The following is a 19,515-nucleotide window of genomic DNA, read 5'->3' on the forward strand; positions in this document are numbered from 1 at the left end:
TGTCAAATAGTGTGTGCACCCCTCCCCCCATGGTGTCCGCGGGAGGGTTTTCCCCCCCCCGCGATTGCACCGATAAAAAAGCCCGGTCATGCGCAAAGCAAGACCGGGCAGGTACACCCAAGGAGCAACAGGTGTCAGGCGGGAAAATTCAGGGCAGTCAGGCTACCGCAGCCAGGCGGGCCTTGGCCTGGTTCAGGCCTTTCTCGTGGAAGTCACCTCCCAGGTTCAAGCCTTCGGCATGAATGAAAGTCACGTCATGGATACCGATGAAGGCCATGACCTGACGCAGGTACGGTTCCTGGTGGTCGCTGGTCGCCCCGGCATGGATGCCGCCACGGGCCGTGAGGATGTAGGCGCGCTTGCCGGTGAGCAGGCCTTGCGGGCCGGTTTCGGTGTACTTGAAGGTCACTCCGGCGCGCAGCACATGGTCCAGCCAGGCCTTCAAGGTGCTCGGAATGGTGAAGTTGTACATCGGCGCGGCCAGTACCAGAACATCGGCGGCCAGCACTTCGTCTGTCAGCTCATTGGAGCGGGCCAGGGCTTGCAGCTCTTCGCCGTTGCGCTGGTCTTCGGGTTTCATCCAGCCACCGAGCAGGTTGGCGTCCAGGTGAGGGACCGGGTTGACGGCCAGGTCACGCTGGGTGATCTGGTCGCCAGGGTGAGCGGCTTGCCACTGGGTGACGAAGTCGCGGGTCAGTTGCCGGGAGATCGAACCCTGCTGGCGGGCGCTGCTTTCGATAACGAGTACACGGGACATGGGTTGCCTCCATCGGCGAATGTGGTAAGTCGATGGAGGTAAGACTAAACAGTGACCGATCGATTAAAAAGCGTAAAATCTGGGTGCAATCTATCAGTTAATTTGTTTTATTGTGCCGGTGCGCTAGCCTCAGTCATTGCGGCTTGCAGTCCAGGCTGATGCGCAGCTTGATGATCTCGCGGTTGAATTTGGCGGTGACATCCTTGCTCTGCCTGGCCGGCACCTGTACCCGGCGCACCCTGGGGGCTTCCGGACCATTGCGGAACAGCACCTTGCACTGGGCCGCCACCTCGCCATAGTTGTTCAGAGTGATCGAACCGATGTCACGGTCGGTGTCGTAGGTGGTGTAGTCGAGCTTGACGCCATCGAGGGTTTTTTCCACATCGATGGGATACGCCAAGGCTGTGAGCGGAAGCAGGGCCAGCAGTACAGCACAACATTTTTTCATACGACGCTCTCCATGAAAGAGCGCCAGCTTAGGACAACAGGAGCCGAAGATGAAAGCGCCGCGCGTTACCCTGGATCAGTGGCGGACCCTGCAAGCGGTGGTCGATCACGGCGGTTTTGCCCAGGCGGCCGAAGCACTGCACCGTTCGCAATCCTCGGTGAGCTACACCGTGGCGCGCATGCAGGATCAATTGGGTGTGCCGCTGCTGCGCATCGACGGACGCAAGGCGGTGCTGACCGAAGCCGGCAACGTGCTGCTGCGCCGCTCCCGGCAACTGGTCAAGCAGGCCAGTCAGCTGGAGGATCTGGCTCACCACATGGAACAGGGCTGGGAGGCCGAAGTGCGCCTGGTGGTCGATGCCGCCTACCCCAATGCCCGCCTGGTCCGTGCCTTGAGCGCCTTCATGCCGCAAAGCCGCGGCTGCCGCGTGCGTTTGCGTGAAGAAGTGCTGTCCGGGGTCGAAGAGGTGCTGCATGAAGGCGTTGCCGACCTGGCCATCAGCGGCTTCAACATTTCCGGCTACCTGGGCACCGAGCTCAGTTCAGTGGAATTCGTCGCCGTTGCCCATCCGGAGCACAGCCTGCACCGCCTGGGCCGCGAGCTGAGCTTCCAGGACCTGGAAAGCCAGCTGCAAGTGGTGATCCGCGACTCGGGCCGTGCGCAACCGCGCGATGTCGGCTGGCTCGGCGCCGAACAGCGCTGGACCGTGGGCAGCCTGGCCACCGCTTCGACCTTTGTCAGCAGCGGCCTGGGCTTCGCCTGGCTACCCCGTCACCTGATCGAGCGCGAACTGCGGGAAGGTGTGCTCAAGCCGCTGCCACTGGATCAGGGTGGCAGTCGCCATCCACTGTTCTACCTTTACTCCAACAAGGACAAACCCCTGGGCCCGGCCACGCAGATTCTCATCGAATTGCTGCGCAATTTCGATACCGCGCCGCTGGACGTGCCCTTCGCCGCTCCCGCCCAAGCCTGACAGGAATCACGCCCATGGCCTATTTCGAACATGAAGGTTGTTCACTGCACTACGAGGAATATGGCCAGGGCGAACCGCTGGTGCTGTTGCACGGCCTGGGCTCCAGTTGCAAGGATTGGGAGATGCAGGTGCCTGCGCTGGCCCGTCACTACCGGGTGATCCTCATGGACATCCGCGGTCACGGCCGCTCCGACAAACCCCGCGAGCGCTACAGCATCCAGAGTTTCAGCGCCGACCTGCTGGAACTGCTCGAACACCTGCAGACCGGCCCCGTGCACCTGGTGGGCCTGTCGATGGGCGGCATGGTCGGTTTTCAGTTCGCCGTCGATCACCCAGAGTGGCTACGCAGCCTGTGCATCGTCAACAGCGCTCCGGAGGTCAAACGCCGTACTCGCCAGGACTGGATCTGGTGGGCCAAGCGCTGGGCCATGGCCCGCGCGCTGAGCCTGGAAACCATCGGCAAAGGCCTGGCGGCACGTCTGTTCCCGAAACCGGAACAGGCCGACCTGCGCCGCAAGATGGCCGAACGCTGGGCACAAAACGACAAGCGCGCCTACCTGGCCAGCTTCGATGCCATAGTCGGCTGGGGCGTCAGCGAACGCCTGGGGCAGATCCGCTGTCCTACGCTGGTCATCAGCGCCGACCAGGATTACACCCCGGTAGCCCTGAAAGAACGCTATGTGCGCCTGATTCCCCAGGCACGACTGGCGGTCATCGACGATTCCCGGCACGCTACACCCTTGGATCAACCGCACATTTTCAATCAGACGCTGCTGCAGTTTCTGGCAGCGTCCACCACCTCTCAAGGAACATTGAGCCCATGCTGAAAAAACTCCTGCTTGCCACCTGCTCGGTCGTCTTCGCCACCAGCCTGATGGCTGCCGAGAAAGCACCCCATGTATTGCTCGACACCAGTTTCGGCCAGATCGAAGTGGAGCTGGATCCGGTCAAAGCGCCGATCAGCAGCAAAAACTTCCTGCAGTACGTGGACAGCGGGTTCTACAGCAACACCATTTTCCACCGGGTGATCCCTGGTTTCATGGTTCAAGGCGGCGGTTTCACTGCGCAAATGCAGCAGAAACCGACCAAGGATCCGATTCGCAACGAAGCCAGCAACGGTCTGCACAACACCCGCGGCACGCTGTCGATGGCGCGTACCTCGAACCCGAACTCGGCCACCAGCCAGTTTTTCATCAACGTAGCTGACAACGCCTTCCTCGATCCGGGCCGTGATGCCGGTTACGCGGTGTTCGCCAAGGTGGTCAAGGGCATGGACGTTGTCGATCAGATCGTCAACTCGCAAACCACGGTCAAGAACGGTATGCGTGACGTGCCGGTCGACCCGATTCTGATCAAGTCGGCCAAGCGCCTCGACTGACCCCGGGTTTCACAGGGACGTGAGCCAAGGCCCGAGGGTCTAACTGAACAGGAGTTACCTTTTTCATGCTGTTTCGCCGCTTCGAAAAGCTGATCGATATCTTTCGTGAAGCACCCAGCGCCTCGCCGCCAAGTACGGTACTGCCATTCTACCTGTACTACCTGCGCCAGGTCTGGCCCAGCTTTGCTGCACTGCTGGTGGTCGGCCTGATCGGTGCGCTGATCGAAGTGGCGCTGTTCAGTTACCTGAGCCGGATCATCGATCTGGCCCAGGGCACCCCCAACGTCAACTTTTTCAGTGAACACGCCGGCGAGCTGATCTGGATGCTGGTGGTGGCACTGCTGCTGCGCCCGGTATTCGTCGGCCTGCACGACCTGCTGGTGCACCAGACCATCAGCCCCGGCATGACCAGCATGATCCGCTGGCAAAACCACACCTACGTGCTCAAGCAGAGCCTGAACTTTTTCCAGAGCGATTTTGCCGGACGCATCGCCCAGCGCATCATGCAGACCGGCAACTCGCTGCGCGACTCGGCGGTGCAGGCGGTGGATGCCCTCTGGCATGTGCTGATCTACGCGATCAGCTCGCTGGTGCTGTTTGCCGAGGCGGACTGGCGCCTGATGCTGCCGCTGATCAGCTGGATCCTCTGTTACATCGGCGCGCTCTACTACTTCGTGCCGCGGGTCAAAGCCCGTGCGGTGATCTCCTCCGATGCCCGCTCCAAACTCATGGGCCGCATCGTCGATGGCTACACCAACATCGCCACCCTGAAGCTCTTCGCCCACACCGACTTTGAACAGCAATACGCCCGCGAAGCCATCAGCGAGCAGACCGAAAAGACCCAACTGGCCGCCCGTGTGGTCACCAGCATGGATGTGGTCATCACCAGCCTCAACGGCCTGTTGATCGTCACCACCACGGGCCTGGCCCTGTGGCTGTGGACCCAGTCGCTGATCAGTGTCGGCGCCATTGCCCTGGCCACTGGTCTGGTGATTCGTATCGTCAACATGTCCGGCTGGATCATGTGGGTGGTCAACGGCATCTTCGAGAACATCGGTATGGTTCAGGATGGCCTGCAGACCATCGCCCAGCCGGTCACTGTCACCGATTCCGCGAGTGCTCAGGCTCTCAAAGTCGATCGCGGTGCGGTGAAGTTCGAAAATGTCAGCTTCCACTACGGAAAAGGCAGCCGGATCATCGATGGCCTCAACCTGGACATTCGTCCTGGCGAGAAAATCGGCCTGATCGGCCCTTCCGGTGCAGGCAAATCAACCCTGGTCAACCTGCTACTGCGGCTGTACGACCTGGAAAGCGGACGCATCCTGATCGATAACCAGGACATTGCCCAGGTAACTCAGGCCAGCCTGCGCGCGCAGATCGGCATGATCACCCAGGACACCTCGCTGCTGCACCGCTCGATTCGCGAGAACCTGTTGTACGGCCGTCCCGACGCCAGTGACGACGCCGTCTGGGAAGCGGTGCGTCAGGCCCGTGCCGACGAGTTCATCCCGCAGTTGTCCGACGCCCAGGGCCGCACCGGTTTCGATGCCCATGTCGGTGAACGCGGGGTCAAGCTCTCCGGAGGTCAGCGCCAGCGCATCGCCATTGCCCGGGTGCTGCTCAAGAACGCGCCGATCCTGATCATGGACGAGGCCACTTCGGCACTGGACTCGGAAGTCGAAGCGGCAATCCAGGAAAGCCTCGAAACCCTGATGCAGGGTAAAACGGTGATCGCCATCGCCCACCGGCTCTCGACCATCGCCCGTATGGATCGCCTGGTGGTCCTGGAAAAAGGCCGGATTGCCGAGATGGGCAGCCATGCAGAACTGCTGGCGCACCAGGGGTTGTATGCACGCTTGTGGCATCACCAGACCGGTGGGTTTGTCGGTATTGACTGAATTTCGCGATGGGGCCATCAGCCTTGCCGATACGGCAAGGCCGTGCGCGCCTCCTCGGCATAGGCCAACACCCCTGCCCGCTCCTGCTGCAGAAACTCCTCCACAGCGCGGCGCAATCCTGGATGCAGCAAGTAGTGCCAGGACCGGGTAATCACCGGTTCAAAGCCACGAATCAGCTTGTGCTCGCCCTGCGCCCCGGCATCAAAGCGCTGCAAACCCTCGGCGATGGCGAAGTCCATACCCTGGTAGAAACAGGTCTCGAAATGCAGGCGGTCGAACTCATCCAGGCACCCCCAGTAGCGACCATACAGGCTGTCACCGCCGAGCAGGCTGAAGGCCATGGCCACATCACGCCCGGCCTGGCGCGCCATGACCACGCGGATCGCGGTTGGCATGCGCTCGGCCAGCAGGCTGAAGAATGACCGGGTCAGATACGGCGCACGGCGACGCACGGCATAGGTGTTGGCGTAGCAGGCAAAGACAAAATCCCACTGCGCCTCGCTCAGCTCATCACCACGGTACCAGCGAAACTCGATCCCCTGCCCCGCCACCTGCTCACGCTCTTTGCGCATCTGTTTGCGCTTGCGTGAACTGAGGCTGTCGAGAAAGTCCTGAAAATCGCGGTAGCCCTGGTTGCGCCAGTGAAACTGACAGCCCAGGCGTTCCATCCAGCCTTCGCGCCCGCGCATCAGCGCGTCAGCTTGTGCATCGGTGAAGTTGATATGCGCCCCTGACAGTCCCTGGCCGGGCAACTCATCGGCCAACTGATCGATCAATTCGCCCGCAGCCTGCGGACTGCCCAACAGCCGCGAACCACTGACGGGTGAGAACGGCACGGCGCAGAGCAGCTTGGGGTAGTAGGCGATTCCTGCCCGCTCACAGGCGTCGGCCCAACCATGATCGAAGACATACTCGCCAAAGGAATGGGTTTTCACATAGGCAGGCAGGGCAGCCTGTAACTGCCCCGAGGCATCCATCAGCAGACGATGCGCGGGCGTCCAGCCAGTGCGCTGGCTGACGCTGCCGCTGTCTTCCAGGCTGCTCAGGAATGCGTGACGCAAAAAGGGTTGCTCACCCGGCACCAGGGCATCCCAGGTGGCAGGGGCAAGTTCGGCGAGCTGTGACAGGACAAGGGTAGGCATTGACGCAGTCTGCCTCGTCACGCAGACGAAAAAAAGCCCCGCAGGTGCGGGGCTGAAGATCTAACGGATGAGGAGCGGTGTTGCTTAGAACACGTACTGCGCGCGCATGACGAAACCGTCGCCGCTGTCGTCGCCGGCAGCGTTCTCGGCGTTGTCGACTTTGGCTTTGACGTACACGCCGCTGAGCTTGATCGATTCGTTCGCGTACCAGTTCAGACCGACGTTGTGCACCTTGCCTTCGACGTCGCTGACGTTGGCAAAGGCGCCGTTGTCGTCGTCGACACTCAGGTGGTCATAGCGGTAGAACACTTCCCAGGCACCGATCTGCTTGTTCGACGGTTTGATCGCGTCGAATTTGCCCAGCTTGTAGCCGCGGGCTTCGCCGGTGATGGTGTAGGCCAGTTGACCGTAGTAACCGTCGGCCTTGATGTCGGAGAAGGCAGCGCTGTCAGCTTCGACTTCACGCTTGATGTACTCGCCCTGCACCGAGAACGGGCCCATGGCCCAGGCCGCTTCCAGGTTCCAGGCCTGGTCGGTGTCGTAGGAACCGACCGGGCTGTTGTTCTGGCCACCAAGCCACAGGCGGTTGCCGTTGGTGCCGGCATCCTGGCCACCGTCGGTGCTCACCCCACGCATGCCCAGGCGGCTGCGGATACGGCCGTCGAACGCGGTGTCGGAGAGGTCACGCTGAGCGTAGTTGATACCGAAGTGCAGGACGTTGCCCGCTTCGTGCATCGGTGCGAAGACACCACGCAGGTTGAACTGACGGGTGCTGTCGCCATCCTTGTCCTGGTTGGTGGCGTCTTTGGCGAACACACCTGCCGAACCGTACAGCGAGTCACCGGCGTTACCCGATACCTGCAGGCCCATGCCGCCGTTGTGCGAGTTGGTCCAGTCAACCAGATCGTAGGCTGCAGTACGCTCTTGAGCGGTGACCCACTTGGAGCTGGTAGCTTTTTCCAGACCGAACTCAGGGTCGAAACGGCCGACCTTGATCGAGACCGGCTTGAAGCCGTTGTAGGCCAGCGAGGCTTCGTCGAAGTAACCGTCTTCGGAACGGTTGTCACCACCGGAGTTGTGCGAGAAGTCGTAGGCGATCTGGTAGGCCCAGTCGGTGTACATCACACCGCCCAGTTCCAGGTAGGCACGACGGAAGTAACCGGCGTCGGCAGTGTTGCCGTTGTTGGTGTAGAAACCGTCAAAACGGCTGTAGTCAGCCTGGATACGACCGCCCAGCTTGAAGCTGAATTCCTTGTCGGTGGTAGCGACCTCGAGGCCACCTTTGGTCTTGACTACGATATCGGCGCCGTCGGTAGTCACGGTACCCGCAAAAGCCTGGGCGGTAACGGCCATTGCCAAGGCGCTGGCTGCGAAACCTGCGAAGTGCTTACGGATCATCGAAGAAGCTCCCCTACTTTATGGTCTTGATAATGTTGGAAAAACACGCGGCTTGAGCCACTTGTGCTGGGGAGGAATCTTGGCGGGGGGTTATGTCAGATCAGTGGCTTTTATATAAATGTTTTATGACAGGGGAACTTTTTACTTCGAATGCGAATAAGCGGGAAAACCCCGTTGCAGGGCCTTCCGGCGTGTTTTTCAGGGGGTATTGGGCGGCCGCTGCGCCTCTGTCATGCGCTGGACGATTTCGTCAACATCGTCTATCGGCGCCTCCGGCAGCGCTTTGATCGTCGCCTGGGTCAGGCGCATCTGCCGGATGAAGCGCCGGCAGTTTTTGCAGAACATCAAGTGCTGACGGGCCAACAGCTTTTCACCCAGGGTGAGTTGTCCATCCAGGTAATCGCTTGAACGGGCGACCAGCTCCTTGCAGCTCAACATTGGCCGGTTTCCTCGAAGTGTTCCAGGGTGGCGAAAACCTTCAGCCTCGCCCGGTGCAACAATACGCGGACATTGGAGAGTGAAATGTCGAGAAGATTACAGATCTCTTCCAATTCCAGGCCCTGGCGCTCACGCAGCATCAGGACACTGCTTTGCAGCTGCGACAGACTAAGCAAGGTGTGCTCCAGGCACTCACGCAACTCGTCCTGGCTGAGCAACGCTTCAGGAGAGTCCTCGTGCCACGCAGAAGGTGCCAGCAGCCAATGACCATCGTTGGCGAAGCGATCATTGCCGACAGTGCCATGCGGGGATGGCAAGTCATCCAGCAGCACCTCGCGGCGGTTCTGCTTGTAACGGGTCTTGGCCGCGTTGGCAGTAATGGTGAGCAACCAGGTCTTGAGGCTGGAGCGCCCCTGGAAGCCCGGCAAGCCGCGGACCACGGCCAGCCAGGCATCTTGCACGGCTTCATCGGCCTGGCGGCTGCCAAGGATGGCGTAAGCCACGGCGCGCATGGCGCCCTGGTAGGTTGTCACCAACACCTTGAACGCCTGTTGATCGCCGCGTAACAGGCGCTCAAGCAAGCGCTCTTCAAGGTCGTCGGGCATTTGCAGGTGGGCTCAGCGTTTACGCAGAATCACGCTGCCGATCGAGTAGCCTGCACCAAAGGAGCTGAGCACGCCCAACGAACCTTTGGGCAAGTCGTCCTGATGCTTGTGCAGGGCGATCACCGATCCGGCAGAACTGGTGTTGGCGTAACTGTCGAGAATCACTGGTGCCTCTTCTTCCAGTGCATCACGACCCAACAGCTTCTTGACGATCAGGTGGTTCATGCTCAGGTTGGCCTGGTGCAGCCAGAAGCGTTTGACGTCGCTGACAGCGATGTTGTTTTCGGCCAGGTGCTGAGCGATCAGCTCGGCCACCATCGGGCACACCTCACGGAACACCTTGCGGCCTTCCTGGACGAAAAGTTTGTCCGGGGCGCCGATACCCTCTTCCGCTGCGCGGTTGAGGAAGCCGAAGTTGTTGCGGATGTTGTTGGAGAACTGGGTCAGTAGTTTGGTGCTGACGATATCGAACTGATGCGCCGAAGTGGCCAGGTCGGCACGCTCGACCAGCACCGCGGTGGCCGCGTCACCAAAAATGAAGTGGCTGTCACGGTCACGGAAGTTCAGGTGGCCGGTGCAGATCTCCGGGCTGATGACCAGTACCGCGCGAGCCTGACCCAGTTGCACGCTGTTGCAGGCAGTCTGGATGCCGAAGGTCGCCGACGAGCAGGCAACGTTCATGTCGAAGCCGAAGCCGTTGATGCCTAGGGCCTGTTGCACTTCAATGGCAATCGCCGGGTACGGACGCTGCAGGTTGGAGCAGGCGACGATCACCGCATCAACGTCAGCAGCGGTACGGCCAGCGCGTTGCAAAGCCTGTTCGGCAGCCGCCACGGCCATCTGGCAGAGCACCGACGGCTCGTCGTTGGAACGCTCCGGCAAGCGTGGCGCCATGCGTTGCGGGTCGAGGATGCCGGCCTTGTCCATGACGAAGCGGCTCTTGATGCCCGAGGCCTTTTCGATGAACGCGGCGCTGGATTCGGCCAGGGCCTGCACGTCGCCACGCTCGATGGCTTCTGCGTTATCAGCGTTGAACTGCTGCACATAAGCGTTGAAGGATTCCACCAGCTCTTCGTTGGAGATGCTGTTGGCCGGGGTGTACAGGCCGGTGCCGCTGATGACGACGTTATGCACGGTCGTTCCTCTGTTCAGGGGCCGGTGCCCACCGGGCAACGGCCTGTTCGATTCGGTCAGCTGGTACGAAAGTACCAACTCATATACACAATACGCCCGGCAAACGTAACCGCTGCCGGGCACTTCATTCGGTGGACGGCGCTGCCGGCAAGATGCCCACGGCAGCGGCGAATATCGGCCAAGTGTGCCACAACTCCGGGAGTTTAGGCTTCTACCTGACTCCACTGTTTGCTCAGTCTTTTATCGGAAACCGGCACTTTGGTGCCCAACTGCTGGGCGAACAGCGATACCCGATATTCTTCCAGCCACCAGCGGTAGAGCGTCAGTTGCTCGTCACGCTTGCCTTCCTGGGCGTGTTTGTCGGCGCGGGCCTTGTATTGCGTCCACAGGTTGCCCAGTTCACTGCTCCAGACCCGGTCCTTCTGCACCTGGGAACCGAGTTTCTCCAGGCGCAATTCGATGGCCTTGAGGTAGCGCGGCAGCTCCTTGAGCCACAACCCCGGGGTTTCGCGGACAAAGCCCGGGTACACCAGGTTGCCCAGTTGCTGCTTGATGTCGTTGAGCGCCACGGCCTGGGCCAGGTCGATCTTGCCCTTGAAGCGCTTTTGCAGGCCATGCCAGAGCTTGAGAATTTCCAGGGTCAGGCGTGCCAGACGCTCGGCGTGTTCGGTCCAGCTGCCGCGCTTGCGCTCGGCCAGGGAAGCCAGGCCGGCGCCGTCGCGGGGCAAATTGTTTTCGCCTTCGAGAATGCAGCTGTCGAGGCTGGCCAGGAGGATGTCCTCCACCAGCGCGTCGACACGCCCCAGCTCGCGGTACAACATGCCCAGCTCGGTCAGCCCGGGGAGCTTGCCGCGCAGGAACTTGGCCGGTTCGGCCAATTGCTGCAGGAGCAGGCGCTGCAAGGCGCGCCGGTGCTGGAACTCGGCTTCGGCCTGGGTCGAGAAACGTCCTTCCTTGACCGTGCCGTTCTCTTCCACCAGTGCCGGGTACACGGTCATCGACAGGCCGGCGATCTTCTGCTGCGCAGTCTCGGCAACCTGGGCAAAGGCCTTGGCCTGCACCGGCTGCTGGCTTTTCTCGGTCTGCGGCACGGCCAGTGCGGCCTGGCTGGCGGCGACAAAGCGTGCGGTCAGTTCAGCCAGGTCACGACCTTCACCGAGGAACTTGCCCTGGCCATCGACCACTTCCAGGTTCATCTTCAGGTGATTGTCCACCTGCACGGCCGCTTCGGCCCAGGCCTCATCGCTGACCCGTGCCCCGGTCATGCGCAACAGCTCACGCCCCAAGGCCTGGGGCAGCGAGCCCTCGGCGAAGGTCATGCGCTGCAAGGCGGCCTTGATGAAGTCCGGTACCGGGACGAAATTCTTGCGCAAGGCTTTGGGCAGGTTGCGCACCAGGGCAATGCACTTGGCTTCGAGCAAGCCTGGCACCAACCATTCCAGACGCTCACCCGGCAGGCTTGGCAGCAAAGGTGCCGGCACCCGTACCGTGACACCGTCGCGCGGATGGTTGGGCTCGAAGTGATAACTCAAGGCCAGGCTCAAATCACCCAGGCGCAAGGTATCGGGATACTGCGCTGCGGTGACTTCGCTGGCTTCGCGAGCCAGTACGTCTTCCTCACGCATGATCAACAGTTGCGGGTCTTTCTGGCTGTTGACCCGGTACCAGCTGTCGAAGGTCGCCGTCTGATGAATCTCGGCGGGCAAACGTTCTTCATAGAAGCCGTACAGGGTTTCCTCATCGGCGAGGATGTCCCGGCGCCGGGCCTTGGCCTCCAGTTCGTCGAGCTGTTCAAGCAGACGGCGGTTGGCGCTCAGGCACTTGGCCTTCGATTGGATTTCGCCGCCCACCAGCGCTTCACGAATAAACAGCTCTCGGGACATCACCGGGTCAATCGGCCCGAAGTGCACCGGGCGCCGGCCCACTACGATCATGCCGTAAAGGGTGATCTGTTCGTAGGCCACGACCTGGCCGCGCTTCTTCTCCCAGTGCGGCTCGAAATGGTTCTTCTTGATCAGGTGGGTAGCCAGTGGCTCGATCCAGTCCGGCTCGATCTTGGCCACCATGCGTGCATAGAGCTTGGTGGTTTCGACCAGCTCGGCGCTCATGATCCACTGCGGACGCTTCTTGCCCAGACCTGAAGACGGGTGCACCCAGAAGCGCCGCTGGCGGGCGCCGAGGTAATCGCCGTCTTCGGTCTTCTGGCCGATCTGGCTGAGCAGACCGGACAGAATCGCCTTGTGCAGTTTCGGGTAGTCGGCCGGCTCTTTGTTGATGCTCAACTGCAGGTCCCGACAGATCAGGCTCAACTGCCGATGGGCATCGCGCCATTCACGCAGGCGCAGATAATTCAGGAAGTTTTTCCGGCACCAGTTGCGCAGCGGGCTGGCAGTCAAAGCTTGGCGCTGCTCCTCGAAACCACGCCACAGATTGACCAGCGCGGCAAAGTCCGAGTCGGCATCTTTCCACTGCGCATGGGCCTGGTCGGCGGCTTGCTGACGCTCCGGAGGACGTTCGCGCGGGTCTTGCACCGACAGCGCACTGGCGACGATCAGCAATTCGTTAAGGCTGCCCTGTTTGGCACCTTCGAGCAGCATGCGCCCCAGGCGCGGGTCGACCGGCAAGCGCGCCAACTGACGTCCAAGCGGCGTGAGCTGGTTCTCGCGATTGACTGCCGAGAGTTCCTGCAACAGGTTGAAGCCGTCGCTGATGGCCTTGCCATCCGGTGGTTCGATAAACGGGAAGGCGTCGATCTCACCCAGACGCAGGTGCAGCATCTGCAGGATCACCGCCGCCAGGTTGGTACGCAGGATCTCGGGATCGGTAAACGCTGGCCGTGCATTGAAATCTTCTTCACTGTACAGACGCACACAGATGCCCGGCTCGACCCGGCCGCAGCGGCCCTTACGCTGGTTGGCACTGGCCTGGGACACCGCCTCGATCGGCAGGCGCTGGACCTTGGCGCGGTAGCTGTAACGGCTGATGCGCGCGGTACCGCTGTCGATCACGTAGCGAATGCCCGGTACCGTCAGCGAGGTCTCCGCGACGTTGGTCGCCAACACCACGCGCCGGCCAGGGTGGGACTGAAAGATCTTCTGCTGCTCTGCCGGCGACAGCCGCGCATACAACGGCAGGATCTCGGTGTGACGCAGTTGGGCCTTGCGCAGCATTTCCGCGGCGTCGCGAATCTCACGCTCGCCGGGCAGAAACACCAGCACATCGCCCGGGCTCTTGCCCTGGCTGCGCTCGAAGCTGGCAATCTCGTCGAGCGTGGCGAGAATCGCCTGGTCGACGGTCAGGTCGTCTTCGACCTGGTTGCCCTCTTCGTCCTGCTCGCTGGTCAGCGGCCGGTACCAGGTTTCCACCGGGTAGGTGCGGCCAGACACTTCGATGATCGGCGCATCGTCGAAATGCTTGGAGAAGCGCTCCAGATCGATGGTCGCCGAGGTGATGATGACCTTGAGGTCGGGACGCCGTGGCAGCAGGGTCTTCAGATAGCCGAGCAGAAAGTCGATGTTCAGGCTGCGTTCGTGCGCCTCGTCGACGATGATGGTGTCGTAGCGTTCGAGAAAACGGTCGTGCTGGGTTTCGGCCAGGAGGATACCGTCGGTCATCAACTTGACCAGGGTATTGGCATCGCTCTGGTCTTCGAAACGCACCTGATAACCGACCAGTGCCCCCAGCGGCGTGCCGATTTCTTCGGCCACCCGTGTGGCAACACTGCGCGCCGCAATACGCCGCGGCTGGGTATGGGCAATCAGGCCATGCTGACCACGGCCAAGTTCCAGGCAGATCTTCGGCAACTGCGTGGTTTTACCCGAGCCCGTTTCGCCGGCAATGATCAGCACCTGATGCGCAGCCAGGACTTTCTTGATTTCGTCACGCTTGGCGGCGATCGGCAGGCTGTCATCGTAGCGAATGCTCGGCACGCTGGCCTTGCGCGCGGTGACTTGCGCGCAGGACGCCTGGACCTTCTCGACCCACTGGGCGAGCTTTGCCTCGTCCGGACGCTTGCGCAGTTCGTGCAACTGCCGGCGCAGGCGGTGGCGCTCGGCAATCATGGCGTGGTCGAGGTTTTTCAGCAGTTGATCGATAGCGTGGTCAGTCATGGGGGCTTTTTAGTCGTGCAGGTGAGCCTGCTTTTTCATGATCGGCATAGGAAGGGCTGCGATTGTCGCAGATTTGCCCCCGCTCGGCACGGTCGCGGGTAGCCGGATGATTGTTTAGCCGCAGACAACCTGAAGGTATACAAAGGCTGATTTAATCAACCTTCACTGGCATGGGAGTATCCAGGCATGACTTCGCCCCTGTGCATGCCCCGTCCGCTGTTGCGCCCTTCGTTCCCGAAGGTACGGGCTCGCTCCGGGGAAAACCCGCTGGTTCACATCATCCTCGCCTTCTGGGCCTTGTGGCACTGCCGCCATGCCCGCCCACCAGATGCTTTTCTCGCCCTAGACTGAATCTATCGGCCAGCCCCGGCCTACCTGTCCATGACTGTCGCCCTCTGGCGCAGACAGTCCTGAGCGCCTGACGGCGCGAGCGAGAACTGCATGCAATTTGCCCCCATCGAGCAAGCCCGAACATTCCTGGCCGAGAATCCTGACATCGAGATGATCGAGCTGTTCATCCTCGATGCCAATGGTGTGCCCCGTGGCAAGCTGTTGCACCGCGAAGAATTGCTCGCGGTGTATGAAAGCGGACGACCACTCCCGAGCACCATTCTCGGCCTGACCCTCAATGGCGACGATGTGGAAAACTCCGGGCTGGTGTGGGATGTCGGTGATATCGACTGCCGCGCCTACCCGCTGGAGAACAGCCTGGTACGTCTGCCCTGGCGGCAGATCCCGACCGCAGCAGTGCAGGTCAGCATGCACCCCACTGAAGGCCTGCCGGCAACCATCGCTGATCCGCGCCACCTGCTGGTCAAAGTGATTGATGCCCTCAAGGCCGAGGGTTACCACCCGGTCATGGCCTGTGAGCTGGAGTTCTACCTGCTCGACCAGAAACGCGACCACCAGGGTCGCCCGCAAGCGGCGCTGGACAGCGACGGCGGGCGTCCACGCGGCACCCAGGTCTACGGCCTGCGCGAGCTGGAACAGATCGAGCCGTTCCTCGCTGACCTCTACAGTGCCTGCAAAGCCCAGGGCATTCCGGCACGCACGGCGATTTCCGAGTACGCCCCGGGCCAGGTCGAAATTACCCTGGAGCATGGCGATGCATTGCTGGCCATGGACCAGGCCGTGCGCTACAAGCGCCTGGTCAAAGGCGTGGCGCACAAGCACGGCATGCAAGCCTGCTTCATGGCCAAACCCTTCGATCACCTGGCCGGTACCGGCATGCATATGCATGTAAGCCTGGCCGATGCCCAGGGCAACAACCTCTACGCCAGCGAGGACAAGGCTGGCACACCGCTGCTGCGCCAGTCTGTCGCCGGCATGCTCAAGCACTTGCTTGATTCGTTGCTGCTGTTCTGCCCCAACGCCAACTCCTACCGCCGCTTCCAGGCCAACAGCTATGCGCCGCTGGCCCCGACCTGGGGTGTCGACAACCGCACCGTGAGCTTGCGCGTACCGGGCGGCCCGGCCAACAGCCGGCATATCGAACACCGTATTTGTGGCGCCGATGCCAACCCCTACCTGGCCGCCGCAGCGATCCTCGCCAGCCTGCACCAGGGCATCCGCCAACAGCTCGACCCGGGCGCCCCGGTCGAAGGCAATGGTTATGCCCAGGCCAAGGAACTGCTGCCCACCGACTGGCTCACCTCGCTCAAGGCCCTGGAAACCTCGGAGTGGGCGCGTGAAGCGTTCGGTGCAGCCTTTCTCGGGGTCTACCTGGCGGTCAAACGTGCCGAGTACCGGCAGTTCATGGCCGAAGTCGGTGAACAGGACTGGCGCTGGTACCTGACCCAGGCCTGATCCCTTTTGTTTTTGCACCAAGGATTTTTTATGAACGCAGCCGTGAATTCCGGCACCGCTCAGCGCAGTGCCTCCTACTACACCGCCAGCCTCAACGACGCCACCAAGTACCCGACGCTCAAAGGGACGGTAAAAGTCGACGTGGCAATCATCGGCGGCGGCTTTACCGGCGTGGCCACTGCCGTCGAACTGGCCGAACGCGGCCTTAAAGTCGCCATTGTCGAGACCAACCGCATTGGCTGGGGCGCCAGCGGTCGTAACGGCGGCCAGGTCACTGGCAGCCTGTCGGGCGACGAGGCGATGCGCAAACAGATGCGCGAAAAGCTCGGCGACGACGTCGACGACTTCATCTGGCACCTGCGCTGGCGCGGTCACCAGATCATCGAACAACGCGTCGAGCGTTACGGCATTGCCTGCGACCTCAAGCGCGGCCACCTGCATGCGGCGATGAAAGCTTCGCATCTGCATGAGTTGCAAGCATTCGAAGCCGAAGCGCAACGCCGCGGCATGGGTGATCAGGTGCAGCTGCTCGACCGCAACGCCGTCAGCCAGCACCTGCAAAGCCCGCTGTATATCGGTGCACTGAAGAACCTGCGCAACCTGCACCTGCACCCGCTCAACCTGTGCCTGGGCGAAGCTCGTGCGGCCCACAGCCTGGGCGCGCTGATCTTCGAAAACTCCGAGGTGCTGGACATTATCCATGGCGACCAGCCTGCCATCGTCACCGCCCAGGGCCGGGTCGAGGCCAAGCAGATCATGCTGGCCGGCGACGTCTACCACAAACTGGAAAAGCCTCAGCTCAAAGGCAAGATCTTCCCGGCCATGGGCGGCATCGTCACCACCGCGCCACTGGGCGACCTGGCCGCGCAGATCAACCCCCAGGACCTGGCGGTGTATGACTGCCGCTTCGTTCTCGACTATTACCGCATGACCGCTGATGGCCGCCTGCTGTTCGGTGGTGGCGCCAACTATTCGGGCCGTGACTCGCGGGACATCGCCGGCGAACTGCGCCCGTGCATCGAGCGCACGTTCCCTGCACTCAAGGGCGTGCCGATCGAGTTCCAGTGGAGTTGTGCCATGGGTATCGTGGTCAATCGTATTCCGCAGCTGGGCAAGCTTTCAGACAATGTCTGGTACTGCCAGGGCTACTCCGGGCACGGGATCGCCACCAGCCACATCATGGGCGAAATCATGGCTGAGGCGCTGACGGGGACGCTGGAGAAGTTCGACACGTTTGCAGGCTGCAAACACATCAAGGTGCCCATGGGCGATGTGCTGGGCAATCCATTGCTGGCGGCGGGGATGTGGTACTACCAGATGCTCGAGAAGTTGCGCTGAGGCTAAATGCATCGCGGGGCAAGCCCGCTCCCACAGATTAATAACCTGTGGGAGCGGGCTTGCCCCGCGATTACAGACTCAAGCGATCTTCTTCAGTCCCAGCTTTTTCAGCTCTTCATCACGCAGCTCGCGACGCAGGATCTTGCCGACGTTGGTGGTCGGCAGTGCATCACGGAACTCGATGAAACGCGGCACCTTGTAGCCAGTGACGTTGGCACGCATGTGCTCCATCACCTGCTCTTTGGTCAGGGTCACGCCAGGCCGTGCGACGATGAAGATCTTGATCACTTCACCGGACTTCTCGTCAGGCACGCCGATGGCCGCACACTGCAGCACACCCGGCAACGCCGCCAGCACATCCTCGAGCTCGTTGGGATAGACGTTGAATCCGGAGACCAGAATCATGTCTTTCTTACGGTCGACAATGCGCATGTAGCCGTCAGGCTGGATCAGGGCGATGTCACCGGTCTTCAACCAGCCTTCGCTGTCGAGGATCTCATTGGTGGCATCCTGGCGTTGCCAGTAGCCCTTCATCACCTGAGGACCCTTGACGCACAACTCACCGACTTCGCCCAACGGCAGCTCGACACCTTCATCATTGATGATCTTGCACAGGGTCGAAGGCACCGGAATACCGATGGTACCGATCTGGTTCTGCTCGGCCGGGTTAACCGCCGCCACCGGGCTGGTTTCGGTCATGCCGTAACCTTCACAGATAGCGCAACCGGTCACTGCTTTCCAGCGCTCGGCGACACTCATCTGCAGGGCCATGCCGCCCGACAGGGTGATTTTCAGTCCGGAGAAATCCAGCTTGCGGAAGGTTTCGTTGTTGCACAGGGCAACGAACAAGGTGTTCAGCCCGACAAAGCCGCTGAACTTCCACTTCGACAACTCCTTGACCATCGCCGGCAAGTCGCGCGGGTTGCTGATCAGGATGTTGTGGTTGCCGATCAGCATCATTGCCATGCAATGAAAGGTGAAGGCATAGATGTGATACAGCGGCAACGGGGTGATCAGGATCTCGCAACCTTCATTGAGGTTGGAGCCCATCAGCGCCCGGCACTGCAGCATATTGGCCACCAGGTTGCGGTGGGTCAGCATGGCACCCTTGGCCACCCCGGTGGTGCCGCCGGTGTACTGCAACACGGCGACATCATTACTGTCGGGGCTCGCTTCTTTCACCGCCTGACCGGCACCTTTGCTCAATACGTCATTGAACTTCAGGGCCTTGGGCAAGTGATAGGCCGGGACCATTTTCTTCACGTACTTGATCACGCTGTTGATCAACAGGCGTTTTACCGGTGGCAGCATATCGGCCACTTCGGTGACAATAACGTGCTTGATCTGGGTCTTGGGTACGACCTTTTCTGCCAGGTGCGCCATGTTGGCCAGACACACCAGCGCTTTGGCGCCGGAGTCATTGAACTGGTGCTCCAGCTCCCGTGCGGTATACAGCGGGTTGGTGTTGACCACGATCAGGCCGGCACGCATGGCACCGAACACGGCAACCGGATACTGCAGCACGTTGGGCAGTTGCACGGCGATACGATCGCCAGGTTGCAGGTCGGTATGTTGTTGCAGGTAGGCGGCAAACGCCCCCGACAACGCATACAGTTCGCCGTAGGTGATGGTTTTGCCCAGGTTGCTAAAGGCTGGTTTGTCAGCAAAGCGTTGGCAGGACTGTTTCAATACTGCCTGGATATTCGGGTACTCGTCAGGATTGATTTGTGTAGCAATCCCGGCCGGGTACTTATCCTTCCAAAAATTTTCGATCATGGAAGCCCACTCCTCCAGCACCAGCGAATTCTTCACCGCAGTCGATGCGATTATTATTGATATAAGATTACGGTTTATTGCAAACCAGATCATCAGAAGCGGGCCGAGAGTAGCAGCTTTGCCAAGGGTCGCCTAGAGCTAAAGCAGGCCGAATAGTCACGAAAATGACTCTTGATAATTGCGTAGTCATTTTTAGAGTAAAAAACCTAAACAACCGATTTATGTAAAGTGGGAGCGGACTTGCCCCGCGATGCGATGTGTCAGATGTATCGCACCTTGGGGCCAAACCACTCCCCCCCAAACCCCCACCCCACC

The 19,515-nt window shown here is 61.0% G+C and carries 15 protein-coding genes; 6 read left to right on the forward strand and 9 right to left on the reverse strand.

Features of this window, described 5'->3' with window-relative positions:
* Positions 1 to 157 precede the first annotated feature (157 nt).
* Positions 158 to 757 carry an FMN-dependent NADH-azoreductase gene (locus ACO6VD_RS14105; protein WP_422419860.1) on the reverse strand — a complete coding sequence of 200 codons (600 nt, stop codon included), beginning with the start codon at positions 755 to 757 and terminating at the stop codon, positions 158 to 160.
* A gap of 133 nt (positions 758 to 890) precedes the next feature.
* Complete coding sequence (locus ACO6VD_RS14110; RefSeq protein ID WP_422419862.1) at positions 891 to 1,205, reverse strand: 3-phosphoglycerate kinase; 315 nt, start codon at positions 1,203 to 1,205, stop codon at positions 891 to 893.
* A 49-nt stretch (positions 1,206 to 1,254) separates the two neighbouring features.
* Here ACO6VD_RS14110 and ACO6VD_RS14115 point away from each other — a divergent pair, with 49 nt between their 5' ends.
* From ACO6VD_RS14115 to ACO6VD_RS14130, 4 genes are all read left to right on the forward strand, one after another.
* Positions 1,255 to 2,178, forward strand: coding sequence for a LysR family transcriptional regulator (locus ACO6VD_RS14115; protein WP_422419864.1), 924 nt, complete (start codon positions 1,255 to 1,257; stop codon positions 2,176 to 2,178).
* Between the two features lie 14 nt (positions 2,179 to 2,192).
* Complete coding sequence (locus ACO6VD_RS14120; protein WP_422419865.1) at positions 2,193 to 3,005, forward strand: alpha/beta fold hydrolase; 813 nt, start codon at positions 2,193 to 2,195, stop codon at positions 3,003 to 3,005.
* Positions 2,999 to 3,556 (forward strand): peptidylprolyl isomerase, encoded by a 558-nt coding sequence (locus tag ACO6VD_RS14125; RefSeq protein WP_422419866.1) that lies wholly within the window; start codon positions 2,999 to 3,001, stop codon positions 3,554 to 3,556. Before ACO6VD_RS14120 ends, ACO6VD_RS14125 begins: the two co-directional genes overlap by 7 nt.
* Before the next feature lie 65 nt (positions 3,557 to 3,621).
* The gene (locus tag ACO6VD_RS14130) at positions 3,622 to 5,454 is read left to right on the forward strand and encodes an ABC transporter ATP-binding protein (RefSeq protein WP_422419867.1); all 1,833 of its coding nucleotides are present in this window, start codon (positions 3,622 to 3,624) and stop codon (positions 5,452 to 5,454) included.
* 17 nt (positions 5,455 to 5,471) lie between these two features.
* Here the strand turns inward: ACO6VD_RS14130 and ACO6VD_RS14135 are convergent, their stop codons facing one another.
* From ACO6VD_RS14135 to hrpA, 6 genes are all read right to left on the reverse strand, one after another.
* Entirely contained in the window at positions 5,472 to 6,596 is a 1,125-nt protein-coding gene (locus ACO6VD_RS14135) for a GNAT family N-acetyltransferase (RefSeq protein ID WP_422419868.1), read from the reverse strand.
* Positions 6,597 to 6,680: 84 nt separating this feature from the next.
* Positions 6,681 to 7,994, reverse strand: a complete 1,314-nt coding sequence (locus tag ACO6VD_RS14140; protein ID WP_422419870.1) for an OprO/OprP family phosphate-selective porin — start codon at positions 7,992 to 7,994, stop codon at positions 6,681 to 6,683.
* 198 nt (positions 7,995 to 8,192) lie between these two features.
* A complete protein-coding gene (locus ACO6VD_RS14145) occupies positions 8,193 to 8,432 on the reverse strand; it encodes an anti-sigma factor family protein (protein ID WP_422419872.1) in 240 nt (79 codons plus the stop codon).
* Positions 8,426 to 9,037 (reverse strand): RNA polymerase sigma factor, encoded by a 612-nt coding sequence (locus ACO6VD_RS14150; RefSeq protein WP_422419874.1) that lies wholly within the window; start codon positions 9,035 to 9,037, stop codon positions 8,426 to 8,428. Before ACO6VD_RS14150 ends, ACO6VD_RS14145 begins: the two co-directional genes overlap by 7 nt.
* Before the next feature lie 12 nt (positions 9,038 to 9,049).
* A complete protein-coding gene (locus ACO6VD_RS14155; RefSeq protein WP_422419876.1) occupies positions 9,050 to 10,171 on the reverse strand; it encodes a beta-ketoacyl-ACP synthase III in 1,122 nt (373 codons plus the stop codon).
* 203 nt (positions 10,172 to 10,374) lie between these two features.
* Entirely contained in the window at positions 10,375 to 14,280 is a 3,906-nt protein-coding gene (hrpA, locus tag ACO6VD_RS14160; RefSeq protein WP_422419878.1) for an ATP-dependent RNA helicase HrpA, read from the reverse strand.
* Between the two features lie 441 nt (positions 14,281 to 14,721).
* Between hrpA and ACO6VD_RS14165 the strand changes: the two genes are divergently transcribed.
* Together ACO6VD_RS14165 and ACO6VD_RS14170 are read left to right on the forward strand one after the other, a co-directional pair.
* A complete protein-coding gene (locus ACO6VD_RS14165; RefSeq protein ID WP_422419880.1) occupies positions 14,722 to 16,086 on the forward strand; it encodes a glutamine synthetase family protein in 1,365 nt (454 codons plus the stop codon).
* A gap of 30 nt (positions 16,087 to 16,116) precedes the next feature.
* Complete coding sequence (locus tag ACO6VD_RS14170; protein ID WP_422419882.1) at positions 16,117 to 17,424, forward strand: NAD(P)/FAD-dependent oxidoreductase; 1,308 nt, start codon at positions 16,117 to 16,119, stop codon at positions 17,422 to 17,424.
* A 78-nt stretch (positions 17,425 to 17,502) separates the two neighbouring features.
* Here ACO6VD_RS14170 and fadD1 read toward each other — a convergent pair whose 3' ends face one another.
* Positions 17,503 to 19,200 (reverse strand): long-chain-fatty-acid--CoA ligase FadD1, encoded by a 1,698-nt coding sequence (fadD1, locus tag ACO6VD_RS14175; protein ID WP_422419883.1) that lies wholly within the window; start codon positions 19,198 to 19,200, stop codon positions 17,503 to 17,505.
* Positions 19,201 to 19,515: the final 315 nt, after the last annotated feature.

This window comes from Pseudomonas sp. GZD-222, from assembly GCF_049310525.1.
Classification (GTDB): domain Bacteria; phylum Pseudomonadota; class Gammaproteobacteria; order Pseudomonadales; family Pseudomonadaceae; genus Aquipseudomonas.